Raw genomic sequence first — 22,621 nt, 5'->3', positions numbered from 1 at the left:
CTACTCGTAGATGTTGATGGATATTGCCCCGCAAGCTTACCCAACGTGTTCTGTTGTTGTAAGCATTTCAAAAAAAGCCCTTTTTCTTTTTAAGGATCTCTTTAAGCATAACCTTTTCTAAGGTTTAAAAAAAGGGAAATAGGTCCTTTTTTCAGTTTTAGTGTCGATTTTTGTCGCCCCTGAGATCCCTCACCTTATGAAAGGCTCTTTCTTAGGGGGTTTTAATTCATTTTGTAACATAAACTTATTATATTATAACATGTTTGACTCATTATTTTAACATAATAAGTGAAATTATTTGTGTTTTTAGGAGATGTCCTGCATGATTTTTTCACATTTACGCCACAATTTAAATAAAAAGCTTTTTAGGAATGTAGCCCTGTTCTAGTAAGGCGACCAGTCATAAGGATGGTGAGGATATTGAGTGGACCCTCTTTTTAGATGCGAGGGTTGTGCTTTTGTGAGTCGATCGCTTTTTAGAGCGTGCCTTTGGGAGTGTTAGCTTGAAGTCAATCCAACGCCTTAACACATTAAAGATGTCGCCATGCCATTGTGACGAAGTTCAAGTTGCCCTTACACTGTCTTCCGTATGCATTAACACTGCCGTTACAAAAAAAGATGCACGAAGTATTTTCTTCGTACACCTTAGATTGATTTTTATTATAACGATGCGACATGCAGTCTATTTTCAGCACGTTGTAATTCTTTTTGTGCTTCTTGATATTCTGCTGTTTTTTCGTTAAGTTCAGCAAGCCGTTGCTGCGCTTTTTCTTTTGCAAGTTGAGCGCGCTCGACATCGATGTCTTCTTTTCTTTCAGCAGCTTCTGTAAGGATGGTGACGACACTTCCTCGTCTCACTTCAACAAAGCCACCACTTACAGCTACGTACTCATCAATACCTTCACTTTTAAGCTTCACTGCACTTATTTTCAATGGAGCAACGATAGGAATATGATTTGGAAGTATACCCATATCGCCACCCGTCGCACGAACACTAATCATGTGGACGTTACCCTCATAGACTGTTCCATTGGGTGTAACGATACTTGCGCTAATGGTATTCACCTGCATAACCTCCTTGGGCGCACGGCTAACAACACACTAAGGGCGCGCACCCTTAAGCGTCTTGCTCCATTTTCTTCGCGTTTTCAATGACTTCTTCAATGCGTCCAACTAAACGGAAAGCATCCTCAGGAAGATCATCGTATTTCCCTTCAAGAATCTCTTTGAATCCACGGATCGTTTCCTGAACAGGAACGTATGAACCAGGCTGTCCTGTAAATTGTTCAGCCACGTGGAAGTTTTGTGATAAGAAGAACTGAATACGACGCGCACGAGCAACGACGAGTTTATCATCATCTGAGAGCTCATCCATACCTAGGATCGCGATAATATCTTGAAGTTCTTTATATTTTTGTAAAGTCTCTTGAACCCGACGTGCTACGCTATAATGCTCTTCTCCAACGATCTCTGGTGCTAATGCACGGGAAGTTGAAGCGAGTGGATCCACCGCAGGATAGATCCCCATCTCAGAAAGACTACGCTCAAGGTTTGTTGTTGCATCCAAGTGAGCAAAAGTAGTCGCTGGCGCTGGGTCAGTATAGTCATCGGCAGGGACATAAACCGCTTGAATAGAGGTTACAGAACCTTTTTTCGTTGAGGTAATCCGTTCTTGAAGTTTACCCATTTCCGTCGCGAGTGTTGGCTGGTAACCAACGGCAGATGGCATACGACCGAGTAGAGCGGAAACCTCTGAACCAGCTTGAGTAAAACGGAAAATGTTATCGATAAATAACAGCACGTCTTGGCCTTCCTCATCACGGAAGTATTCCGCCATCGTCAAACCACTAAGAGCCACACGCATACGAGCTCCAGGAGGTTCGTTCATCTGACCGAACACCATCGCTGTTTTGGCAATAACGCCGGAGTCGCTCATTTCAAAGTAAAGGTCATTTCCTTCACGTGTCCGCTCACCAACACCCGCAAATACGGAAATACCCCCGTGCTCTTGCGCAATGTTGTTAATCAATTCTTGAATCAAGACGGTTTTACCAACACCGGCACCACCGAAAAGACCAATCTTACCACCTTTAACGTAAGGCGCTAATAAGTCGATAACTTTAATTCCTGTTTCAAGAACTTCCGTTTTAGTTGTTAATTCATCAAAAGCAGGTGCCTCGCGGTGAATAGAATCACGGCGCGTATCGGCAGGCACATCTTCTTTTAAGTCAATAGGCTCTCCAAGTACGTTAAAGACGCGACCAAGTGTTGCACTTCCTACGGGTACGGAAATCGGAGCCCCCGTATCGGTAACCTCCATGCCACGGACAACACCGTCAGTGGAATCCATCGCAATCCCACGTACAGTATCATTTCCAAGGTGGAGCGCTACTTCTAAAGTAAGGTTAATATCCGTTTCACTTGAGCTTTTAGCTTTATATTCAATTCTGAGCGCATTGTTCAATTCTGGGAGTTCGTCATGATTGAATTTAACATCGACAACCGGACCCAGAACCTGAGTTACATAACCCTTGCTCATGCCTTTCCCTCCTAACATATTCGTTTAATCACATTATTGTAATGCCGCTGCACCACCGACAATCTCACTAATTTCTTGTGTGATTGCCGCTTGTCGTGCTCGGTTGTATTGAAGTGTATATTTATCAATAAGCTCTGAAGCGTTATCTGTAGAACTCTGCATCGCGGTCATTCTCGCTGCGTGTTCTGCTGCTTTCGCATCAAGAAGTGTACCGAAAATCAATCCTTCAGCGTAGAGCGGTAAGAGAGTTTCTAATACCTCTTCTGCATCTGGTTCATACTCGTAAGTCGCGGCCTCACCAGCTGCTTCCACTTCACCTAGAGGAAGTAATTTCATATCACGAACCTCTTGAGAGATTGCACTATTAAAATGGTTATAGACCAAATGAAGTTCATCAATTTCTTGACGCTCAAACATACCTACAGCGAGCTTGGCAATGTCTTTCACATCATCGAATGTCGGTTGGTCTGGTAGACCAATTTTTTCTGAAGCAATCGGCATTTCCCGATTACGAAAACTGTTTAAACCCATCCGTCCTAACGCAATAATGGTATATTCATCACTAGAATTATGACGCTCGCTCACCATTTTATTGACACGTTTTAAGACATTACTGTTGTAAGCCCCTGCTAAACCACGTTCTGCTGTAAACGCAATATAGGCGGTTTTCTTTACCGGACGGGATTGCAACATAGGATGGCGAATGCTTCCTTTATTTGCTGTTGCAATATTACTTACAACCTCACGGAGCTTATTCGTATATGATTGATAGGCTTGGGCTTGTAATTGCGCTCGATTCAATTTTGCGGCCGATACCATTTGCATCGCATTGGTAATCTTCCTCGTGTTCTTTGTTGAATTGATCCGAGCTTTCAAGTCGCGTAATGATGCCAAGACTTTTCACCACCTTTAGAGAGAATTTCTTCTATTAGACAAATGGAGATGTCGGGGATACCCCCGACACTTAATTGGATGCTACAAAGGTTTTCTTAAATTCAGTGATTGCTGCATTAAAGACATCTGCTTCTGGGAGCTGCTTTTTATCACGGATCGTCTCTAAGATTTCCTTATTGTTCTCTTGTAGGTAGCTCAAAAGTTCTTTTTCAAAACGCTTCACATCCGCGAGTGGCACATCATCAAGGAAGCGGTTGTTTAATGCATAAATGATGGCGACCTGATTTTCAACAGGGTACGGATTATGCAAATCTTGTTTAAGAACCTCAACGATTCTTTGACCTCTGTTCAACTTGGCTTGTGTTGCTTTATCAAGGTCAGAACCAAATTGTGAGAAGGCCTCTAATTCACGGAATGAAGCTAGATCAAGCTTCAAAGATCCGCCCACTTTCTTCATCGCCTTTGTTTGTGCAGATCCACCTACACGGGAAACTGACAAACCAGCGTTAACAGCAGGACGAACACCAGAGAAGAAGAGATCTGATTCTAAGAAGATTTGACCATCTGTAATGGAGATAACGTTCGTTGGGATATAAGCAGAGATATCGCCCGCTTGTGTTTCAATGATAGGTAGAGCAGTCATTGAACCCCCACCAAGATCGTCACTCAATTTTGCTGCACGTTCCAATAAACGGGAGTGTAGGTAGAAAACATCCCCTGGGAACGCTTCACGACCTGGAGGACGACGAAGGAGTAGGGAAAGTTCACGATACGCTACCGCTTGCTTGGAAAGATCATCGTAAACGATTAAGACATGCTTACCGTTATACATGAATTCTTCACCCATGGATACCCCTGCATAAGGCGCAAGGTAAAGCAATGGTGCGGGATCAGATGCACCTGCAGAGACGACGATTGTTTTATCAAGAACGCCGTTTTCACGAAGGGTTTCAACCACACCCGCAACAGTAGATTCTTTTTGTCCAATCGCAACATAAATGCTAAGAACATCTTCATTTTTTTGGTTAATGATGGCATCGATAGCAATCGCCGTTTTACCTGTTTGGCGGTCACCGATGATTAATTCACGCTGTCCACGACCAATTGGAATCATCGCATCAATCGCTTTAATACCTGTTTGCAATGGCTCATGGACAGACTTACGTGCCATAACCCCTGGTGCTTTATTTTCAATTGGACGTGTTTTTGATGCATTTATAGGACCTTTACCATCAATAGGTTGTCCGAGTGGGTTAACCACGCGACCAAGAAGTTCTTCACCTACAGGAACCTCCATAATACGGCCTGTACGCTTGACTTCGTCCCCTTCATGGATATCACTGTATGGTCCAAGAATAACGATACCGACGTTATTTTCTTCAAGGTTTTGGGCAAGACCCATAACACCATTCGCGAATTCAACAAGCTCTCCCGCCATTGTGTTATCAAGTCCGTGTACACGCGCAATACCGTCACCAACCTCAATTACGGTCCCTACGTCTGTGACTTGAACTGCGGAATCATAATTTTCAATTTGTTTCTTAATAAGCGCACTAATTTCCTCAGCTTTAATACTCACGTCAATATCACCCCTATCTGCCTGATTTCAATTCTTGATGGAAACGATTGAGTTTGCCAGACAAAGTCCCATCATAGAGACGATTTCCGACTTTCACTAAAACGCCACCAATCACTTTTGGATCGACTTTTGTATGCAGACGAAGCTTTTTGTCATAAATTTGACCAAAGGCTTCCATTATTTTCTCTTCTTCATCTTTATCTAAAGGACTTGCTGTTGTCACGTTGACATCCAGAATTCCTCGATAATCATTTGCAATTTCCACAAAAGACGCTTGAAGATCTTCTAAAATTGATTCTCTGCGGCGATCAATGAGGATCTTCAAGAGATTCAAGACCTCGCCATTCACTTCAGTTTTAAAAATTTCTTCAACGACTTTCTTCTTCACTTCCCCCGCAATACCAGGGAAGTACAACATTTTTTTCAAATCTGTACTTTCTGCAACGATTTGATTGACTAACCCTAGCTGTTCTTCAACAGCATCAATAGTCCCACGTTCTTTTGCTACTTCAAATAAGGCACCTGCATAACGCTTTGCAACGACTACGCTCATAGACGCTCACCTATCTGTTTGACAAACGCATCAATTTCTTGCTTGTGTTCTTTTTCGCTAACCTCACGTTCTAGTACCTTAGAAGCAAGTAACATAGAAAGATGAGCAACCTCGTCACGTAATGAGGCAACAGCTTTTTCCTTCTCCGTCCTAATTTCTTCCTTAGCATCTTCAACGATACGATCAGCACGGGCTTTGGCTTGGTTCAGGAGCTCCTGTCCTTCTGCTTCAGCACGCTTTTTCTCAGTTTCCAGCATTTGGTTCGCCTGTTCACGCACTTTTTTTAACTCTTCTTGCTGCTTAGCCAAGATAGCTTCCGCTTCTTTTTGACTATTTTCAGCAGCTTTTAACTGATCATCAATGTGCGTTTGACGATCTCTCATCATGCGGACCACAGGGCCAACTGCGAACTTCGAAACGATCAACATTAATATAATAACAACCACGAGTTGAAATATAATGTCACCTAAATGGAATTCAAGCACTCTTCAGTCACTCCCTTCAATCGTAAGAAAAGTGTAGTGCTCCAACAGCAAGCAAGCATACACTTAAGTTTGGCATGAATTTTAAACAATAGGAGACGGGAATTTTCTTCCCGTCATGTGTTAACCACCAATAATTCCGAAAAGGACGAGGAGACCGAAGGCAATTGAAATAATCGGTAGGGCCTCAACAAGACCAAGGGTAATCATACCTTGTCCAAACAAAGTTCCACGTGCTTCTGGTTGACGTGCAATACCTTCCAAATAACGACTAAATAAAATACCGTTACCAATACCAGCGGCTAACGCGCCGAAAGCTATCATAATCCCACCTGCAAGTACAGCTAAATCCATTATAAAATCCTCCTTAGTATGAAAAGCATTTAGTATAATATTTTCTTAGTGTTCATCAGCGATTTTTTGAGAAATATAAACCATCGCCAATACGGTAAAGATGTAGGCTTGAATCGCACCAACGAAGAGTGAGAATCCAATCCATGCTATGAGAGGTATTCCAGTTAAATACCACATGCCCTCACGCAGAATGATGATGAGCACTTCTCCAGCGAAAATATTGGCCCAAAGTCGGGCTGCGTGTGTGACTGGTTTTGCCAATTCATCGATAAGATGGAGTGGCAGCATCCAGAAATACGGTTGAACGTAATGATTAAGATAATCCCTTGGACTTTTTCTAATCCCCATAAAATGCGAGAAAAAGAAAATCGCACCCGCCATAGCAACCGTGACGTTAATATCAGAGGTTGGTGACTTAAACCAGCTCACTGAATTGTCAGCAGCATCCAATACATCCTTTGTTAAACCAAGAGAAGGCATTGGACCAGTTGCATGTGCTGTAATCATGAGAATAACTCCAAGTTCATTACCTATGAAGACAAAGAGGAAAATCGTTACAGCAAAGCCAACATATTTGGCCGCCCTCTTTGAATCTAGCATCATATTCGTAACACCTTGTATAAATTCTACAACCATCTCAAAAAAGTTCTGTGCACCTTTTGGTCGTAAGTTACGTCCTCTACTGGTTAACAAGACAATAATGAGAACTAATATGGCTGTTACAAGGGTTCCGATCATTACTGTAACATCAAACGTTAAACCAAGAAACTCAATCTTTGGAGTTGTCTCCAAGGCCATCCCTCCCTTCCTTCATAGTTGCCTCTTTTCTTGCATATAAAACTGCAACAATGATTAAGAGGACAAAATTTAGAAGTAAACCTAAAATCAAAGACCGATAGTCAATCCAATCCGGGAAACGCGCTGTGATTAAAATAGCGAATAACACCATTAAAATCCGATTGAACATCCCCGTTCCTCGTAAAAGCCCCGGTGCCCCTGTCATCGCAACCTGACCCGCCATCCTTATTCGCCGTGCAAGATACAATAAATTGTACAAGCTTATTATGCCTCCAAGGAGTAGTCCAGCGATAAAAGCTTTAGCAGGAGTTACTAGCCAGAGAAGAATGAGGATGATGATAAAACTACTTGAGAGGATGATGATTAAGCGGCGTATCCAATCGAGTTCCGCTGTTTCATGTTTCATCCGGGTCATTCCTTCATAAAAGTTTTCAATGTGAAGACCGCACTGATTAGTCCTAGAATTAATCCGGCTAAAATCCCGATTGCCAGCCACATTGGTGCTGTATCAAACTGATCATCCATATAGCGACCGAGAAAAACGCCTCCTAAAATAAAAGCAAGAATCTCCAATCCTAGCGTGCCTACAAGTCCTACTGTTTGCCAAGGGTTATCTGTGTCTTTTTTCACATGAACACCCTTTCATAAATAGAGCTTTCACTAACTTGTAATTTACTAACTTTCATTATTACCAAAAAAACGAATTACAATAGCAAAAAAAATAGAGGAAACAAAGGCATGATAGAACGTAGAAATTGTAGAAAAAATTCAGGCTTTTCAGTACTTTTATTTCGTTAGCCCTTTCATGAAAACCCTTTTTCTCTGTCATCGTACCAAGCCATAGTTAGCTTGTCAACGACTAATTTCCGGATGATCATTAGATAAAAATTTATATTGTTTCTAGTACCTATTTTACTTAATATTTGACTTCAATAACGCGTTAAAATATGACGTTTTATTGAACGATAATTAAAAACAAATAATTATTGTCACATTAATATATTTAAAAAATAGGAGGGTTCAGAATTAAACCCTCAATTTCATTATTTTGTTCCGAACAAACGATCGCCCGCATCCCCAAGTCCAGGAATGATATAGCCTTTATCACTTAACTTTTCATCAAGTGCCGCAAGATAAATATCAACATCTGGGTGATCCTCTTGAATCCTTTTCACACCCTCTGGAGCAGCGATTAAGCACATCAGCTTAATGTTATTGGCCCCTTTTTCTTTGATCATCTTCAAGGCTGCCGACGCTGAACCCCCGGTTGCAAGCATAGGATCAACAACAATCAGTTCGCGCTCACTAATGTCAGTAGGCATTTTTGAATAATATTCAACAGGCTCCAAAGTATTAGGATCACGGTATAATCCGATGTGTCCCACCTTTGCTGCTGGAATAAGATTAAGAATACCATCAACCATACCCAAGCCTGCACGAAGAATTGGGATAATGCCGAGCTTCTTTCCTGCAATCTGATAGGTTTTCGCTTCGGCTACTGGTGTTTGTACCGTTATCTCTTCTAATGGGAGATCACGCGTGATTTCGAAGGCCATTAGCGTTGCGACTTCATCGACCAATTCTCGAAACGTCTTCGTCCCTGTTTGATGATCACGAATATGTGTTAATTTATGCTGGATTAATGGATGATCTAAAACTTTAACTGCTCCCATGGTATCCTCTCCTATCTATTAAACCTCTTCGACAAATTTTACATAAAAACAAGGGTCAGTTCAACTTCCATTGGCGATTTATCAAGATGATTAGCACTTCATGTCATATGATTCATCTTTAATGGCCCTTTTAAATAGTAAAACCTCTGTTTTATTGTACCACCGGAACCGCGATGGCATGTGTCTAAATTGTTGCAATTTGTAGAGAAATATCAACTATTGGTGAAAGGTGTCGCTGGTTTGAAATAGGAGGTTTGAGTAGGAAGCAAGGTGCTGTGGACGGGTGAGTGTTCTTTCGTGCGTAAGCTCCCCCTTTTTGTTAGTTTCACCTTTGTTTCGTTTGCCTTTTGGGAGTGCGCACCTTTTTATGTGGGCGCTCCGCTTCCTTTTTTGCGTTGGCCGCCCTATTGTGTTTGTCTACAATCACTTTTTTTCCGCTTCAATTGTTAGGGCACTCTCACTATTTTTTAAAATTCACTTGACTTCATGGTTTAAAGGTTTTATGGTTAATTACATAACTAACTAACCAATTAGGCGGTGGATGAATTGAATACACTAACAGATGACAGCCGGCCTATTTTTTTGCAGATCGCTGAACAAATAGAAGATGACATTATTAAAGGAGGCTTACCTGAGGAATCACAAGTCCCTTCCACCAATCAATTTGCTTCCTTTTACCAGATTAACCCTGCCACAGCGGCAAAAGGGGTGAATTTATTAGTCGATCAAGGCATTTTATACAAGAAACGCGGTATTGGCATGTTTGTTACAAAAGGGGCACGAGAAATTGTAATGAAAAAAAGACGTGAACAGTTTTATGAACAGTATGTCATAAAGATGAAACAAGAAGCTGAGAAATTAGGTATTACAGCAGAGGAACTTAAAGAAATGATTATGAAAGGAGAGGAATAGAATGAGTAAGGTTGTTGACATTCATAACCTAACAAAGTCTTATGGCAAAGACATCGCTGTAAAAGATGTTAGTTTTTCTATAGAATCCAATAAGATTTGTGGGCTTCTTGGGAGAAACGGAGCGGGAAAGACAACAATCATGCATATGATTACAGCACAACTCTTTCCTACGAGTGGTGACTTAAAAATCTTTGATGAGAGGCCCTACGAAAACCGCGACGTCCTTAATAAGATTTGTTTTATAAAGGAGAGCCAAAAATACCCACCTAACTTTTGTGTTCATGACGTTTTAGAGGTTGCTGCTACACTTTTTCCAAACTGGGATCAACGCTTTGCTAAACGTTTGCTAAAAGATTTTAACCTCCCTAGAAAGCGGAGAATTAAAAAGTTATCTAGAGGGATGTTATCCTCTGTTGGTATTATTATTGGGCTAGCTAGTCGTGCCCCCCTTACCATTTTTGATGAACCTTATTTAGGGCTCGATGCGGTTGCTCGGAATCTCTTTTACAATCATTTGATTGAAGATTATGCAGATCACCCACGGACCATTCTTTTGTCGACTCACCTAATTGATGAAGTAAGTAAAATTTTGGAGCAGGTGATGGTCATCGATAAGGGTGAGTTAATTATTAATGAAGAGGCCGATTCCTTGCGCGGAAGTGCCTATGCCGTAGCTGGTCTGGCCACGAAGGTGGACGCCTTCATTCAAGGGAAAAAGGTTATTAATAAGCCTCATTCCTTAGGAGGGTTTACTTCAGCTGTCATTATGGATACGCCGAAGTTTGAAGATCGTAAACAGGCAGATTTACTTGGCCTTAACATCACTTCTGTGTCCATACAGGAATTGATTGTTCATCTTACAGGTGGAAATTCTCAAGGAAAGGCGGTAGAACTCCAATGAATCCAGCCATCAACGTCATGAAAATGCATTTCAAAGAAAAATGGTCATGGTTTTTCGCTCCATGGATCATTCTCTTGTCTAGTTTTCTTATCAATCTCTTCGTTGGCTATTTGACAAGCGGAGATGAACCCATTTACACAGGTGGCTTATGTTCCATCTTCGCTTATATGCTAGTCTTAGGGATTGTGACTCTAACCCACATGTTTCATTTTGCTATCGGTTTAAGCGTGAGGAGAAATGATTTTTACCTTGGAACCTCGGGTATGTTTTTTGTAGTCAGTGCGGGTATCGCTGTTCTTTTACTCCTTTTTGCTTTTTTTGAAACAACATCAGGAGGATGGGGTGTCCAGTTACACTTTTTTCATTTGCCGTACCTTAATGACGGTTCACTAATCGAGCAGTTCTTACTCTACTTTGTTGCAATGCTGAATATGTTTTTCCTGGGTTTCATGGTTTCAAGTATTTATCAGCGGTTTGGGCAATATGGACTTTTCGTTTTCTTTGGAGCTTTATTGGTCCTTTTCTCTTGTGGCACTTTTCTTTGCACCTATTATGGCTGGTGGATGGATGTTTTTCATTGGATTGGTCAACACACAGCATTTGGCCTTTCTATGTGGACACTTCCTTTTTTAGTGATTTATATAATCGTCTCATATCTCTTTATTAGGCGGACAACGGTTTAACTATTGGTTAGTGAGCTGCCTTTATACTCAGACAGTCCGAAGGCGTTCATCTTCACCCAAGCGACTTTCACAAAAAAGGATCTTCACAATTAGAAAAGCGGAGGAACCCTAAGGTTTCTCCGCTTCATTGTTATGTTTAGTTTTTATTCGGATAAAGTGGGAAGGCTTGAGTCAGCTTACCGACTCTGGCTTTCGCCTCTTCTGCAACGGCTTCATCTTCGACGTTCTTTAAGACGGACGCAATAATGGCTGCGAGTTCTTTCATCTCTTCCACACCAAATCCACGGGTCGTTACCGCAGCGGTTCCCATACGAACGCCACTTGTTACAAACGGCTTTTCAGGATCATAAGGAATCGTGTTTTTATTGGTTGTAATGCCAACATTATCGAGCGCTCGCTCAGCAACTTTACCTGTAAGGGAAAGGTTACGAACATCAAGTAGAACGAGATGATTATCTGTACCATCAGAGACGAGCTCAAGACCTTCTGCTTTCAATGCTGCTGCAAAGGCCTTGGCATTGTCAACAATTTGCTTAGCGTACTCTTTAAATGAAGGCTCAAGGGCCTCGCCGAGTGCGACTGCCTTAGCCGCGATGATATGCATTAAAGGACCGCCTTGGACGCCAGGGAAGATTGACTTGTCCACCTTTTTGGCAAACTCTTCTTTACATAGAATCATGCCGCCCCTTGGTCCCCGTAAGGTTTTATGGGTGGTTGTTGTGACAAAATGAGCATAAGGAACAGGATTAGGATGAAGGCCTGTTGCAACAAGTCCAGCGATATGAGCCATATCTACCATTAAATAGGCACCGACCTCGTCAGCAATTTCACGGAACTTTTTAAAGTCAATTTCTCGAGGGTAAGCACTGGCACCCGCTACAATTAGCTTCGGTTGATGTTCTTTTGCCTTAGAGAGAACATCATCGTAATCAATGCGATGATCGACTTTATCGACCCCATACTCTACAAATTTATAAAGCTTGCCACTGAAGTTAACAGGACTTCCGTGAGTGAGGTGGCCACCATGTGAAAGGTTCATGCCTAAAACAACATCGCCAGGCTCGAGGATCGAGAAGTACACACCCATATTCGCCTGAGCACCGGAGTGTGGTTGCACATTGGCATGTTCAGCTCCGAATAACTCCTTCGCGCGTTCGATCGCTAACGTTTCCGCTTCATCGACATATTCGCAGCCTCCATAGTAACGTCGGCTAGGGTAACCTTCAGCGTATTTATTCGTCAATACTGAACCTGCAGCCTCTAAAACGGCTTCACTGACAAAGTTTTCTGAGGCAATAAGTTCAATTTTATCACGTTGTCTGTTTAATTCTTTATGGATTGCTTCGTAAACCTTCGGATCTTGTTCCTTGATGCTTGTCATCCTTTACACCCTTTCTCACTTTAGCATGTTCAAGAACAGAAAAAACAGAAGCCTGCCCATATGAGGTCAGCCTTATGCTTCTTCAGGTTCCAAACAGCTGCTATTAAAATCTATCCACATCATATCATAAATAAAACGAATTTTGACAGATTTTTTGTAGAATTCAAAGGAGTAATTTACCGAGGTTTTAAACTCATTTGCTTGTCCTTTATCCTTCTGTTACCAAAGTGGCCTTTAAGGCTTGATCTAAATCGGCCATTAAATCCTCAGCATCCTCAATGCCGACCGAAAGTCGTAACAAACGATTGCAGACACCTTTTTTAATACGAACGTCTTCAGGAATTTCGGAATGGGTTTGGGTGGCTGGATAGGTCATAAAACTTTCCACTCCCCCTAAGCTTTCTGCAAAGGTAATGAGCTTGAGATTTTCCAATAATGGTGCAACTTGCTTTTCGTCTTGCACTCTAAAGGACACCATGCCGCCTCGACCAGGATAAAGCACATCAGCGACAGCTTCATGGGCTTCTAGGAAGGCGCAGATTGCCTTGGCATTAGACTCATGCTGACGCATTCTTAAAGCAAGTGTCTTCATCCCTCTCATTAAGAGCCAACAATCAAAAGGCGCTAAAACAGCACCTGCTGCGTTCTGATAGTTTCCGAGTTTCTTTCCGACTTCAGGATCCTTTGCAACAATGAGCCCTGCTAATACATCATTGTGTCCCCCCAAATATTTCGTCGCACTATGAAGCACAATATCCGCTCCCATCGTTAAGGGACGCTGAATATAGGGGGTATAGAAGGTGTTATCAACGATTAGTAATAGGCCTTTCTCTTGTGTAAACGCTGCAATCGCTTCTATGTCAATCTTTTTCATTAAAGGATTAGAGGGCGTTTCTATAAAAATAGCCTTAGTCTTTGGAGTGACTGCTGCTTTAAAATCCTCAAGCTCATCACTTTCTGTTGAGCGGAAATAAAGGTGTCGCTGGTCCCTTGCGATTTCCAAAAGACGATAGGTGCCCCCGTATAAGTCACTTGACGTCACGATTTCATCTTCTGAAGAAAATAAGGAAAGCAGTCCTTGGATGGCCGCCATTCCAGAGCTGTAGGCAAGTCCCCGTGCCCCACCTTCGAGTTCGGCAATTGCTGCTTCTAGAGTTGCTCGAGTAGGATTGCCTGTTCTTGCATAATCGTAACCTGTTGAGCGCCCTAACCCCTCGTGACGGTAGGCGGTCGATAAGTGAATCGGCAAACTGACAGCTCCCGTCAACGGATCCTTATTATTTCCAATTTGTACAAGTTGTGTTGCTATTTTTCGATTCTCCACACTCATCCACCCCATTAAATACTTTGATTTTCTTTTTAACCTGTCTCTCCATCGGTCGCACTTATCTTATCGGCTGTCATCCCCAAAATAGGGCGTGGGTGTAAACATAAGCCTGTAACGCAAAAGCAGACCACTCATAAAAAGAGAGGTCTGCATAAAGACTCTTATCTTACAAAGTTTGTGCCTTTGTAGGAATTGGCACCTTGCTTATATAGCAGGTTGCCGGGCTTCACAGGGCCAGTCCCTCCACCTCTCTTGATAAGAAAACACTTATGGAATTGGTTATTATGCCTTGGATTTTATCAATCTAAGACTCAAAAGTCAATCTATTTTTAACTTTTCCCCTTTTTGATGTTTATTTCTAAAAATGATTAACTTTTTCCTTTTCTGGATAAACCGCTCGTTCACCACCAATTAATTTTGGGCGCGTCCGGGCGAAAGTGACATGAGCATTGCCAATTTCCTTGATCGCACAACGCAACGGAACAACGACTGCCTTAAGATGCATACCAATAAATGTGTCTCCGATATCGATTCCGGCATCTGCTTGAATCTCTTCTACTACAACAGGATGGTTCATTTTTTGATAAGCTAACGCTGCCATCGCCCCTCCTGCAGAGCGTACAGGAACCACTGTGACTTCACTCAAATGCTTCTGTTCAGCCGTCTCCGCTTCGACCACTAGGGCGCGATTTAAATGTTCGCAGCACTGAAAAGCTAACTGAACACCCGTCTTTTGTTGAAATTCATTTAAAGCTTGATAAATAGCGTTAGCTACCTCAACTGTTCCTGCAGAACCAATATGTTCACCAATAACCTCACTCGTACTTGCACCGATCACAAGGATATGTTTACTTGTCAGTGGCATGGCATCTTGTAAAGCCTCCAAAACTTGATTGACTTGTTGGCTGATACCGTTAAGCTCATCCATCACTACTTGCCTTCCTTTCTATGTCGTAAAAAATATCAAAAATTTAAGGTCATTCCCTAGGATTTCTGATTCTTTCTTGGTCTCATCGCTCTTCAAACTTCAACAGACTTCTTAACCTTTCGCCATTTTCCCAGTCAGATTTCGATATTTCCCGGGAAAGATTAGACATATTTCCTTAAAATCCGTTAGATTATTCCCCATCTTTTTTTATAAATTGATCTATGAGTGCTTGCAATTCTTCAAAAACCTCTTGATATACTTCTTCCGACCCGCCAAAGGGGTCCTCTATATCTATACTGTTTGTTGTGTACTCTAAAGTATGGATCCGTGCTTCAGCCTCCCATAACTCTTGTTCAAGCTCACTTGTTTTTGCCTTGTCCTTTTCGTTTGTATATATCGCCTTCTTCATTTGATACTCCGCCATCGCTTCTTTCCAAAGTTTCCAATCCTCATCAGCACTGACATATCCTTTTAAAGTAGCCGTTTTTTGAATCGCTTCAGGAAACTGCTGTATTAAGGCGTTTTTATGTCCTTCTGTCATAGTGAAAATAACGTCTGCCCAATCCACTAAATCCTTGGTCAAGGGTTGAGAGGTGTGATGGTGAGTAATGCCGTGATCTGCTAGTACTTTCATCGCATTTGGATGAGCAGATTGACCTCTTTGGGCAAAAAGACCCGCTGATTTCACTTCATACTGATCACCCGCCCGCTGTTTCAATATTGCTTCCGCCATTGGGCTTCTGCATGTATTCCCAGTACATATAAACAGCACCTTTTTCATTGTTCATCACCCCAACGTAAAACAAATAGAACTTTAACTGGTTTCCCTTATCCTCATCTTAGATATAGATTAAACCTATTAAACAAGAGATATGTAAGTGTCGCCCTATTTGTGTTTAAAAGAAGAATTAGCCACTCTTTGGATGAGCATTCAATGTTAAAAACATACTGTCCTTATCACACTGTCAACTGTCCATATCCTAAGAGCTTCTGCCTTTTGGCAGTCCTTCTTTTAGAACTATTTATATCACATATTAGAGGTCTATAAAAGCCTCTTCACTAGAATTTAACACGATAACTTTCCGACAATTTTCATTGACTCCGCTGGAATGCAGACGATCCTTCCTTTAGGAGAATCCATTTAAAAAACGCCCATAAAAGGCGCTTATTTTTTGAATTGTTCTTTTACATACTCAGTAATAGTTTAATCCCAAAAGCAAAAAGAATACAACCACCTAAAACCTCACTATATGACCCGAAAAGTTTTTGAAATTTACGACCTAATAATAATCCCAGCCATGTCATCACCATGCTCACAGCACCAAACATTACAACAGTAGCCCAAACTCTTGCGCCATATATCCCAAGACTTAAGCCCACTGAAAAACTGTCAAGGCTCACACTCACCGCAAATATAATGAGCCCTAAACCAATAGGCTGGACAATGGGACCTGCTTCCTTTTGAAAAGAAAAAAAGATCATTTGTGCTCCGAGTAAAATAAGTAGAACGCCGCCAGCAAATAATGCCACCTTACCAAAATGTGCGGAGAGGATCACCCCAATGAACATTCCGGCTAATGGCATGATGACATGAAAGACCCCAATGGTCAGTCCAATTTTAAAAATTTGTCGAAGCCTTAGAGATATCATCCCCATCCCCATACCTACCGAAAAGGCATCCATCCCTAAAGCAATTGCCATCATAAATAATGCCACTAATGATTTCATTACAGCAACTGTATCCACTGGTTCGCCTCCTTACATGCCTAAAGCCATCCTATGCATGTCCGAAGCGATTTAGAAGTCAAGCCTTAAATATTTGTCCATATGCCCAGACGGTCAAGAGCCTTCGAGAATGCCTCAAAACGGGCCATTAAAGGATGCGTCCGTTCGCCGCCTTTTTTAATCGATTCATTATAGCAAGGCCAATGCCTTCTGATGAAAAGGTTTCACAGAAGATCACATCGACTTCCGCCTGATCCATTTTCCGCAATGCATCATAAAGTCTTTGTGCTACACTCGTGAGGTCTTTTACTGATCCCATAGCAGTGATGACATCAGCCTCTCTATAAGCCTCCAAATGTTCTTCGGTTGCGATGACACCCACATGCTTCCCAGTCTGTTTCTCCTTCTTTATAAAAGAGGGAAGACGTTTCTCTGGATCCTTCACGAGGTAAACCGGTGCTTCTGGCGCATAATGCCGGTACTTCATTCCTGGGGATCGCGGCGCTGCATCCGATTGCCCAAGGGTAGGATCTTCTTCTAATGCTCCTAAAAGTTCAATGAGTTGTTCCCGAGAAATACCGCCTGGACGCAGCAATACGGCTTTTTCTCCTGTAGTATCCACCACGGTAGACTCGACACCTACACCGGTAACCCCACCATCCAATATTCCCGCTATACGACCATTGAGATCATAAGCAACATGATCAGCGGAGGTAGGGCTAGGTTTTCCAGAGCGGTTAGCTGAAGGGGCCGCCACAGGGACACCCGCATATTTGAGAAGATCGAGCGCTATGGGGTGAGCAGGCATGCGGACACCCACTGTGTCTAATCCCGCAGTGACTTTTTGGGCAATTTCTGGCGCTGCCGGTACAATGACGGTAATAGGCCCTGGCCAAAAAGCATCCATAATCCGCTGGGCTATCGGGGGGATCGTCTTCGCCACTTGATGTAATTGCTGACGTTCAGCGATATGCACAATTAAAGGATTGTCACTTGGGCGCCCCTTCGCTGCAAAGATTTTAGCAATCGCTTCATCTGATAATGCGTTTGCACCTAAACCATAGACTGTTTCTGTCGGAAAAGCGACGGTCTCATTGTCTTGGATAAGTGCCGCCGCCGCCTTTATGTCTGCTTTTTTAGTGGCCTGATCGACCGCTTGTACATTCCAGCGTTTTGTCTCGTACATGTCCATTACTCCGTTCTTTCCCTCAAACCTGTGGATAAACATCGTTTTATCCACAACTCTGTGAATAAGTTGTGAATAAGTTCATTATTAGTCACTTTCAATCGTATACTGCATCACACGGGCTGAGTTGCTTTTTTCTTTCGTAAATAAAGGATCCTTTTGAAGTTCATTAGGAAGTTCCGTAAAGGGAATCTCTACAAATCCTAGCGGCTCAAAGAGATCAGCTGAAGCCATCGTCAGAAAATAGAGACCTTCTGCATGCAGGCTTTCTGCCTTGGCAATTGCAGCTGTTAGCAACCGCATCAAATCGTCGCCGTCACATTGTTTGGGATCCAGCACCATCGTACGCAAGATCGCGTGTGTATGGTTTTTAGCAATGCCTATAACTGCGGCCCAAACCCCTTTATTATCCATAACAAGGAACTGGGCATCCTCACACTCTGGTGTCCACACTAACCCTACCTTGTGAATAAACCTTTTGATTTGTTCCCTATATTTAGCATCCACCTCAATAATTTCGCGAATCATCGTCATCCTCCTCTAATCTATCATTTCTAACCAATCTATGAAATGGATTTGATAAATAGACGTGATTCTTAATAGAAATGTGATAGGAATGGTTTATCCACATCATCAACAAGGTTTATCCACAACCATGGACTTTGAATGAGGATAACTTCTTTATAAAAGTGCTCCACTTTACCAGCAAAGAGCGCTTTCCCGCGACCACTTGCTCTACAATTTAAGAAAAACCGGGCGAAAGCATGCCCATTCCTTAAAAGGACTGAGAAATTTCTTAATACCAAAATGCATCATCCACACAGGTCGATTGAAGCGAGCGTTCTAAAGCGGAAATCCACACCGTTTCTGATAACCAGAATGTATACTTACTGATTCGTTAAATTAAAGTCTTAGACCCTTTTTTCCTAAACTTTGATCTTGTAATCACCTTTAATGCTACCAACCCTTGTTAAAAGTTTCAGTTAAAAAAGTTTTGAGAAAAAGTTGCCAATGCCTTCAAAAAGATCGACAAGGAAGAATTTAACCTCAGGCTTGTCACTTTCTTCTTCGTTCTTATCCGTTACTTTTTGAGTCACTTTATCTGTTTGATGTTGGTTTCCAGCATCCTCTACTTTTTTATGTTGTTTCCCCGTATCCATTACTTTTTTAGGCTCTGCTTGCTTTTCTGCTTTATGGGTTTCATCATCTGTCTTTACGGCATCACCATTTGAGAAATCTAAAAAACAGAGAGGTGGAAACAACACGCACCACCAATTGGCGCCAACACCTTGACCTAAGGTAATCACTAAAGCTTCATATTTCCCAGCAGGATAGACATAACCACCGTACATTTTAGTCGGAAAATCAGCTTGACCTAATTTAACCGTAAAGGATTCATCAAGACCCATTTTTGCTAGTTTTGTAGCTACTGTATCTTGCACTTCATCAAGATGGTCACGAATCACACGTTTCGCCTGTTTGGCTGTTTTGAGATGTTGGACCCAGCCTTCAACATCTGCGTTTACAGCATCTCTAATTTGTCTTTTTACTGATTGATCTGCCGCTGAATTACTATTGGCTAAAATCCGAAGACGGATGGCGTCCTCAGGAATAGGATTGGCACTTTCTTTGGCATTTGATAGCCTTGTTTGAGTTTCCATAATAACAACTAAAATAAATAAAAGAAGTATAAATGCTAGAATCATTTTTCGTTTCATTGTTCTCCCGCCTTTCTTGGTACTTCAGTATGGACGGGATCACAAATCTTAAACATTAGCAATCAAAAATTTCTCTAAAAACCGTTCGACAAAACTAGCAATCTGTTAAATACTTTACTTGAGTTGGTTGCGGTTTTGCCAGCGTGGTGCGATTTTGGGCTGAGCACGCAGTTGTTTTGTGCGTAAAGGGCTTCGTTTTGAGCACGACCACTTTGTTTTCGGTCGTGATTTGTGCGGATCCCCACTGTTTCGTGCGCGCGGAACCACAATTCGTGCATCATAGTATCCCTTTCGTGGGCATTTTGTGCGCCGCGCCGCCGTTTCAGGCGCATAAGCCCTCTTTTTGTGCGCGGCCACTCTACTTTTCGTGCGTCATTTTATTTTTTCCCAAAAACAGCAAAGACCATTCTTTCATGCTTATTGATGTCATGTTTGATCATTGTCTTTACATTTCGATCACCTAAATGTGATTCTAAGAGCTCAGCAACCGCTGCGCCTTGCCCGCTGCCAATCTCAAATCCGACAAGCCCTTTTGGACCCATGACATGTGGCAGTTGCTGACAAATCAAACGATAGGGACTCAATCCATCCGCCCCGCCATCAAGAGCTAGCCTCGGCTCATGGTCTTTGACCAGAGTATCTAATTGATCAACCTCACGGCTCGGAATATAAGGAGGATTAGAAACGACAATATCAAAGGTCGCTTTCCCCAAAAACGCGCTCAGTAAATCACCCTCAACAAAAGTAACTTCTGCCCCTAAGGATTTGGCGTTCTCCTTGGCCATCTCTAAAGCTGCTGGCGATATATCCACTGCAGTCACGTGGCTTTTAGGATCTTCTAGCGCTAAAGTTGTCGCAATCGCACCACTGCCGGTACCAATATCACAATAACTAACCGCCCCTTTGTCAAAATGCTCCTTTTTTAACTGTAGGATGGCCTGAACGAGTTCCTCTGTTTCAGGCCTTGGAATCAGCACCGATGGATTCACTTTGAATTTTCGACCATAAAACCATTCTGAACCTATAATATGCTGAACAGGCATGCCAGTAACATGGGCGTGGATCTGCTTTTGTAACCAGTCCCAGTCCTCCGCCTTCAATGATTCGCGCATTTCCGCAAAAAGAGAGGCTCTTGACAGCTGCAAACGGTGGCAGAGAAGGAGTTCACCAATGTTTTCATCACGATGATGCTCCTGTAAAAAAGAAGAAGCCCATCTTAGGGCTTCGTAGATTTTGATGGCCATTATAGCGCCTCCGCTTGTTCAATCATTTTCGCTTGATCTTCCACTATCAATGCATTGATGATTTCATCAAGGTTCCCATTAAGTATGGTGTCGAGCTTTTGCAAGGTTAAACCAATACGGTGATCCGTTACACGGCTTTGAGGGAAATTGTACGTCCGAATACGTTCTGAACGATCCCCCGTACCGACGGCTGATCTTCGGTTCGCAGCATATTCTGCTTCTGCTTCTTTTTGGAACTTATCATAAACACGCGCACGTAAGACTTTCATTGCCTTTTCTTTGTTTTTAATTTGTGATTTTTCATCTTGAATAGAAACGACGATGCCGGTGGGAAGGTGAGTCAACCGCACTGCGGACATCGTGGTATTCACACTTTGACCTCCAGGGCCACTCGAAGCAAAGGTATCCACGCGAATGTCTTTATCATGAAGCTCGATTTCAACCTCTTCTGCCTCTGGAAGGACCGCGACTGTTGCTGTCGACGTATGAATCCGGCCACCAGACTCCGTTTCTGGGACACGCTGTACGCGGTGAGCGCCATTTTCATATTTAAGTTTAGAATAAGCGCCTTTACCATTAATCATAAAAATGATTTCTTTATAGCCGCCAACCTCACTCTGACTGGCTTCCATAACATCGATTTTCCACCCTTGGTTTTCTGCATATCGGGTGTACATTTTATAAAGATCCCCAGCAAATAACGCAGCTTCATCACCACCCGCTGCTCCGCGGATTTCGACAATGACGTTCTTGTCATCATTAGGATCCTTTGGAATGAGCAGGATTCTTAGCCGTTCCTGAAGCTCATCAATGTGTTTCTCTAATCCGTTGATCTCTCCACGGATCATCTCTTTCATATCGGCATCGCTTTCTTCTTCAAGCATCGCCTTAGCATCCTCAAGTTCTTGCATCGCGGTTTTATATTCACGGTAGGTTTGTACCGTTTCTTCTAGATCAGATGACTCCTTGGAGTAATCGCGAAGCTTTTTTTGGTCACTAATCACTTCAGGATCTGAAAGGAGTTGGTTAAGTTTTTCATAACGATCCTCTAAAGATTGCAATCGGTCAAGCATTGAACCTTCACCTCATTCTATAGTCACTCTCATTTGCCACTCTGATTTTAAATGGCAACGCATTGAAATTCATATTATTAAAGGTCATCCAAAAATACAGAAAACCTGTCTGCCGCACATATAGGCACTTCCTAAGTATATTACAGCTAAAATCGAACGTCAAAATTCGCTGAGACTTCCGCTGTATAATATGTGCAATCGTTTCAGAACGTTCAGGTATCACCCACCAAGTATACTAGAAGCCACCCTTACCCTTTATTAGAAAATGTGACTTTCACTTCACCGCTTCGCTAAGCACAGCCTGATGTGTAAGTATATGCCTTCACATATTGGGGTTGTCACCACGACGTAATGACGAAGACAAGGTAGTCCTTATAAGGTTTTATTCAAACGTTTTAGAAAAACCGGGCGAAATGCATGCCTGGTCCTTATTCAGTTGGGCATTAAAAAGCTTTTTTACCAAAATGCTTCGTCAATATCAAGTGGATTAGAGAGGAAGACGCGAGATTCGGAACACTTATACAGAGTGTGTTCCTCAGCGCCGCTGACTCACGGATGCCTAAACTAGAGTCCTTCGGGAACAGCAACCAGCGTTACTTCACGAATAAACTTCGAGTTGTTCCGAGAAAGCTGACGACGAAGCGATACGAGTAGACGCAGGAACAGGGGTT

The 22,621-nt window shown here is 42.4% G+C and carries 24 protein-coding genes and 1 riboswitch; of the genes, 3 read left to right on the top strand and 21 right to left on the bottom strand.

Annotated elements, in window-relative coordinates; all coding sequences use genetic code 11:
* Positions 1-660: 660 nt before the first annotated feature.
* The 11 genes from IEV91_RS12985 to upp all read right to left on the bottom strand — a co-directional run bounded on the left by IEV91_RS12985 (position 661) and on the right by upp (position 8,872).
* A complete protein-coding gene (locus IEV91_RS12985; protein WP_229745588.1) occupies positions 661-1,065 on the bottom strand; it encodes a F0F1 ATP synthase subunit epsilon in 405 nt (134 codons plus the stop codon).
* 52 nt (positions 1,066-1,117) lie between these two features.
* Entirely contained in the window at positions 1,118-2,539 is a 1,422-nt protein-coding gene (gene atpD, locus IEV91_RS12980) for a F0F1 ATP synthase subunit beta (protein ID WP_188497842.1), read from the bottom strand.
* A gap of 33 nt (positions 2,540-2,572) precedes the next feature.
* Entirely contained in the window at positions 2,573-3,433 is an 861-nt protein-coding gene (atpG, locus tag IEV91_RS12975) for an ATP synthase F1 subunit gamma (RefSeq protein ID WP_188497841.1), read from the bottom strand.
* 70 nt (positions 3,434-3,503) lie between these two features.
* Positions 3,504-5,012, bottom strand: a complete 1,509-nt coding sequence (gene atpA / locus IEV91_RS12970) for a F0F1 ATP synthase subunit alpha (protein WP_188497840.1) — start codon at positions 5,010-5,012, stop codon at positions 3,504-3,506.
* A gap of 13 nt (positions 5,013-5,025) precedes the next feature.
* Complete coding sequence (locus tag IEV91_RS12965) at positions 5,026-5,565, bottom strand: F0F1 ATP synthase subunit delta (RefSeq protein WP_188497839.1); 540 nt, start codon at positions 5,563-5,565, stop codon at positions 5,026-5,028.
* The gene (gene atpF / locus IEV91_RS12960; RefSeq protein WP_188497838.1) at positions 5,562-6,050 is read right to left on the bottom strand and encodes a F0F1 ATP synthase subunit B; all 489 of its coding nucleotides are present in this window, start codon (positions 6,048-6,050) and stop codon (positions 5,562-5,564) included. The genes IEV91_RS12965 and atpF overlap by 4 nt, the downstream gene beginning before the upstream one ends.
* A 120-nt stretch (positions 6,051-6,170) precedes the next feature.
* Positions 6,171-6,401, bottom strand: coding sequence for a F0F1 ATP synthase subunit C (atpE, locus tag IEV91_RS12955; protein WP_188497837.1), 231 nt, complete (start codon positions 6,399-6,401; stop codon positions 6,171-6,173).
* Positions 6,402-6,446: 45 nt separating this feature from the next.
* A complete protein-coding gene (atpB, locus tag IEV91_RS12950; RefSeq protein ID WP_188497836.1) occupies positions 6,447-7,193 on the bottom strand; it encodes a F0F1 ATP synthase subunit A in 747 nt (248 codons plus the stop codon).
* Positions 7,171-7,605 carry an ATP synthase subunit I gene (locus IEV91_RS12945; RefSeq protein WP_188497835.1) on the bottom strand — a complete coding sequence of 145 codons (435 nt, stop codon included), beginning with the start codon at positions 7,603-7,605 and terminating at the stop codon, positions 7,171-7,173. The genes atpB and IEV91_RS12945 overlap by 23 nt, the downstream gene beginning before the upstream one ends.
* 5 nt (positions 7,606-7,610) lie before the next feature.
* Positions 7,611-7,829 carry an AtpZ/AtpI family protein gene (locus IEV91_RS12940; RefSeq protein ID WP_188497834.1) on the bottom strand — a complete coding sequence of 73 codons (219 nt, stop codon included), beginning with the start codon at positions 7,827-7,829 and terminating at the stop codon, positions 7,611-7,613.
* A gap of 413 nt (positions 7,830-8,242) precedes the next feature.
* Entirely contained in the window at positions 8,243-8,872 is a 630-nt protein-coding gene (gene upp / locus IEV91_RS12935; RefSeq protein WP_188497833.1) for a uracil phosphoribosyltransferase, read from the bottom strand.
* A 546-nt stretch (positions 8,873-9,418) separates the two neighbouring features.
* Between upp and IEV91_RS12930 the strand changes: the two genes are divergently transcribed.
* From IEV91_RS12930 to IEV91_RS12920, 3 genes are read left to right on the top strand one after another with little or no spacing between them, the layout of a single operon-like run.
* On the top strand, positions 9,419-9,784 hold the full coding sequence (locus tag IEV91_RS12930) for a GntR family transcriptional regulator (protein WP_188497832.1): 366 nt from the start codon (positions 9,419-9,421) through the stop codon (positions 9,782-9,784).
* 1 nt (position 9,785) lies between these two features.
* Positions 9,786-10,685: an ABC transporter ATP-binding protein gene (locus IEV91_RS12925; protein ID WP_188497831.1), complete on the top strand. Its 900-nt coding sequence runs from the start codon at positions 9,786-9,788 to the stop codon at positions 10,683-10,685.
* Positions 10,682-11,368, top strand: coding sequence for a hypothetical protein (locus IEV91_RS12920; RefSeq protein WP_188497830.1), 687 nt, complete (start codon positions 10,682-10,684; stop codon positions 11,366-11,368). Before IEV91_RS12925 ends, IEV91_RS12920 begins: the two co-directional genes overlap by 4 nt.
* 136 nt (positions 11,369-11,504) lie before the next feature.
* On the opposite strand, the gene glyA is transcribed toward IEV91_RS12920, so the two are convergent.
* The 10 genes from glyA to prfA form a co-directional block, all read right to left on the bottom strand.
* A complete protein-coding gene (gene glyA / locus IEV91_RS12915) occupies positions 11,505-12,749 on the bottom strand; it encodes a serine hydroxymethyltransferase (protein ID WP_188497829.1) in 1,245 nt (414 codons plus the stop codon).
* 208 nt (positions 12,750-12,957) lie between these two features.
* The gene (locus IEV91_RS12910) at positions 12,958-14,079 is read right to left on the bottom strand and encodes a methionine biosynthesis PLP-dependent protein (RefSeq protein WP_188497828.1); all 1,122 of its coding nucleotides are present in this window, start codon (positions 14,077-14,079) and stop codon (positions 12,958-12,960) included.
* 155 nt (positions 14,080-14,234) lie between these two features.
* Positions 14,235-14,338, bottom strand: a riboswitch (SAM riboswitch).
* A gap of 96 nt (positions 14,339-14,434) precedes the next feature.
* Positions 14,435-15,004: a TIGR01440 family protein gene (locus IEV91_RS12905; RefSeq protein ID WP_188497894.1), complete on the bottom strand. Its 570-nt coding sequence runs from the start codon at positions 15,002-15,004 to the stop codon at positions 14,435-14,437.
* Positions 15,005-15,194: 190 nt separating this feature from the next.
* Positions 15,195-15,785 (bottom strand): low molecular weight protein arginine phosphatase, encoded by a 591-nt coding sequence (locus IEV91_RS12900; RefSeq protein WP_188497827.1) that lies wholly within the window; start codon positions 15,783-15,785, stop codon positions 15,195-15,197.
* Between the two features lie 404 nt (positions 15,786-16,189).
* Complete coding sequence (locus IEV91_RS12895; protein ID WP_188497893.1) at positions 16,190-16,732, bottom strand: manganese efflux pump MntP; 543 nt, start codon at positions 16,730-16,732, stop codon at positions 16,190-16,192.
* Positions 16,733-16,877: 145 nt separating this feature from the next.
* Positions 16,878-17,915 (bottom strand): L-threonylcarbamoyladenylate synthase, encoded by a 1,038-nt coding sequence (locus IEV91_RS12890; protein ID WP_229745587.1) that lies wholly within the window; start codon positions 17,913-17,915, stop codon positions 16,878-16,880.
* 87 nt (positions 17,916-18,002) lie between these two features.
* Positions 18,003-18,443 (bottom strand): GNAT family N-acetyltransferase, encoded by a 441-nt coding sequence (locus IEV91_RS12885; RefSeq protein ID WP_188497825.1) that lies wholly within the window; start codon positions 18,441-18,443, stop codon positions 18,003-18,005.
* A 455-nt stretch (positions 18,444-18,898) separates the two neighbouring features.
* Positions 18,899-19,633 carry a stage II sporulation protein R gene (gene spoIIR / locus IEV91_RS12880; RefSeq protein ID WP_188497824.1) on the bottom strand — a complete coding sequence of 245 codons (735 nt, stop codon included), beginning with the start codon at positions 19,631-19,633 and terminating at the stop codon, positions 18,899-18,901.
* A 377-nt stretch (positions 19,634-20,010) separates the two neighbouring features.
* Positions 20,011-20,871, bottom strand: coding sequence for a peptide chain release factor N(5)-glutamine methyltransferase (gene prmC, locus IEV91_RS12875; RefSeq protein ID WP_188497892.1), 861 nt, complete (start codon positions 20,869-20,871; stop codon positions 20,011-20,013).
* A gap of 5 nt (positions 20,872-20,876) precedes the next feature.
* Positions 20,877-21,950 carry a peptide chain release factor 1 gene (gene prfA / locus IEV91_RS12870; protein ID WP_188497823.1) on the bottom strand — a complete coding sequence of 358 codons (1,074 nt, stop codon included), beginning with the start codon at positions 21,948-21,950 and terminating at the stop codon, positions 20,877-20,879.
* Between the last annotated feature and the right edge of the window lie 671 nt (positions 21,951-22,621).

The sequence above is a fragment of the Pullulanibacillus pueri genome (genome assembly GCF_014639255.1).
Classification (GTDB): domain Bacteria; phylum Bacillota; class Bacilli; order Bacillales; family Sporolactobacillaceae; genus Pullulanibacillus; species Pullulanibacillus pueri.
Note: the sequence above shows the minus strand (reverse complement) of the source record. Positions and strands in the feature narration are given on the sequence as shown.

Coding starts and splice junctions, on each gene's coding strand:
- IEV91_RS12900 (WP_188497827.1), bottom strand. CDS start 15,785: ATGAAAAAGGTGCTGTTTATATGTACTGGGAATACATGCAGAAGCCCA.
- IEV91_RS12965 (WP_188497839.1), bottom strand. CDS start 5,565: ATGAGCGTAGTCGTTGCAAAGCGTTATGCAGGTGCCTTATTTGAAGTA.
- glyA (WP_188497829.1), bottom strand. CDS start 12,749: ATGACAAGCATCAAGGAACAAGATCCGAAGGTTTACGAAGCAATCCAT.
- upp (WP_188497833.1), bottom strand. CDS start 8,872: ATGGGAGCAGTTAAAGTTTTAGATCATCCATTAATCCAGCATAAATTA.
- IEV91_RS12920 (WP_188497830.1), top strand. CDS start 10,682: ATGAATCCAGCCATCAACGTCATGAAAATGCATTTCAAAGAAAAATGG.
- IEV91_RS12910 (WP_188497828.1), bottom strand. CDS start 14,079: ATGAGTGTGGAGAATCGAAAAATAGCAACACAACTTGTACAAATTGGA.
- IEV91_RS12890 (WP_229745587.1), bottom strand. CDS start 17,915: ATGTACGAGACAAAACGCTGGAATGTACAAGCGGTCGATCAGGCCACT.
- IEV91_RS12885 (WP_188497825.1), bottom strand. CDS start 18,443: ATGATTCGCGAAATTATTGAGGTGGATGCTAAATATAGGGAACAAATC.
- atpE (WP_188497837.1), bottom strand. CDS start 6,401: ATGGATTTAGCTGTACTTGCAGGTGGGATTATGATAGCTTTCGGCGCG.
- IEV91_RS12905 (WP_188497894.1), bottom strand. CDS start 15,004: ATGGATGAGCTTAACGGTATCAGCCAACAAGTCAATCAAGTTTTGGAG.
- atpD (WP_188497842.1), bottom strand. CDS start 2,539: ATGAGCAAGGGTTATGTAACTCAGGTTCTGGGTCCGGTTGTCGATGTT.
- spoIIR (WP_188497824.1), bottom strand. CDS start 19,633: ATGAAACGAAAAATGATTCTAGCATTTATACTTCTTTTATTTATTTTA.
- IEV91_RS12945 (WP_188497835.1), bottom strand. CDS start 7,605: ATGAAACATGAAACAGCGGAACTCGATTGGATACGCCGCTTAATCATC.
- IEV91_RS12895 (WP_188497893.1), bottom strand. CDS start 16,732: ATGAAATCATTAGTGGCATTATTTATGATGGCAATTGCTTTAGGGATG.
- IEV91_RS12925 (WP_188497831.1), top strand. CDS start 9,786: ATGAGTAAGGTTGTTGACATTCATAACCTAACAAAGTCTTATGGCAAA.
- prfA (WP_188497823.1), bottom strand. CDS start 21,950: ATGCTTGACCGATTGCAATCTTTAGAGGATCGTTATGAAAAACTTAAC.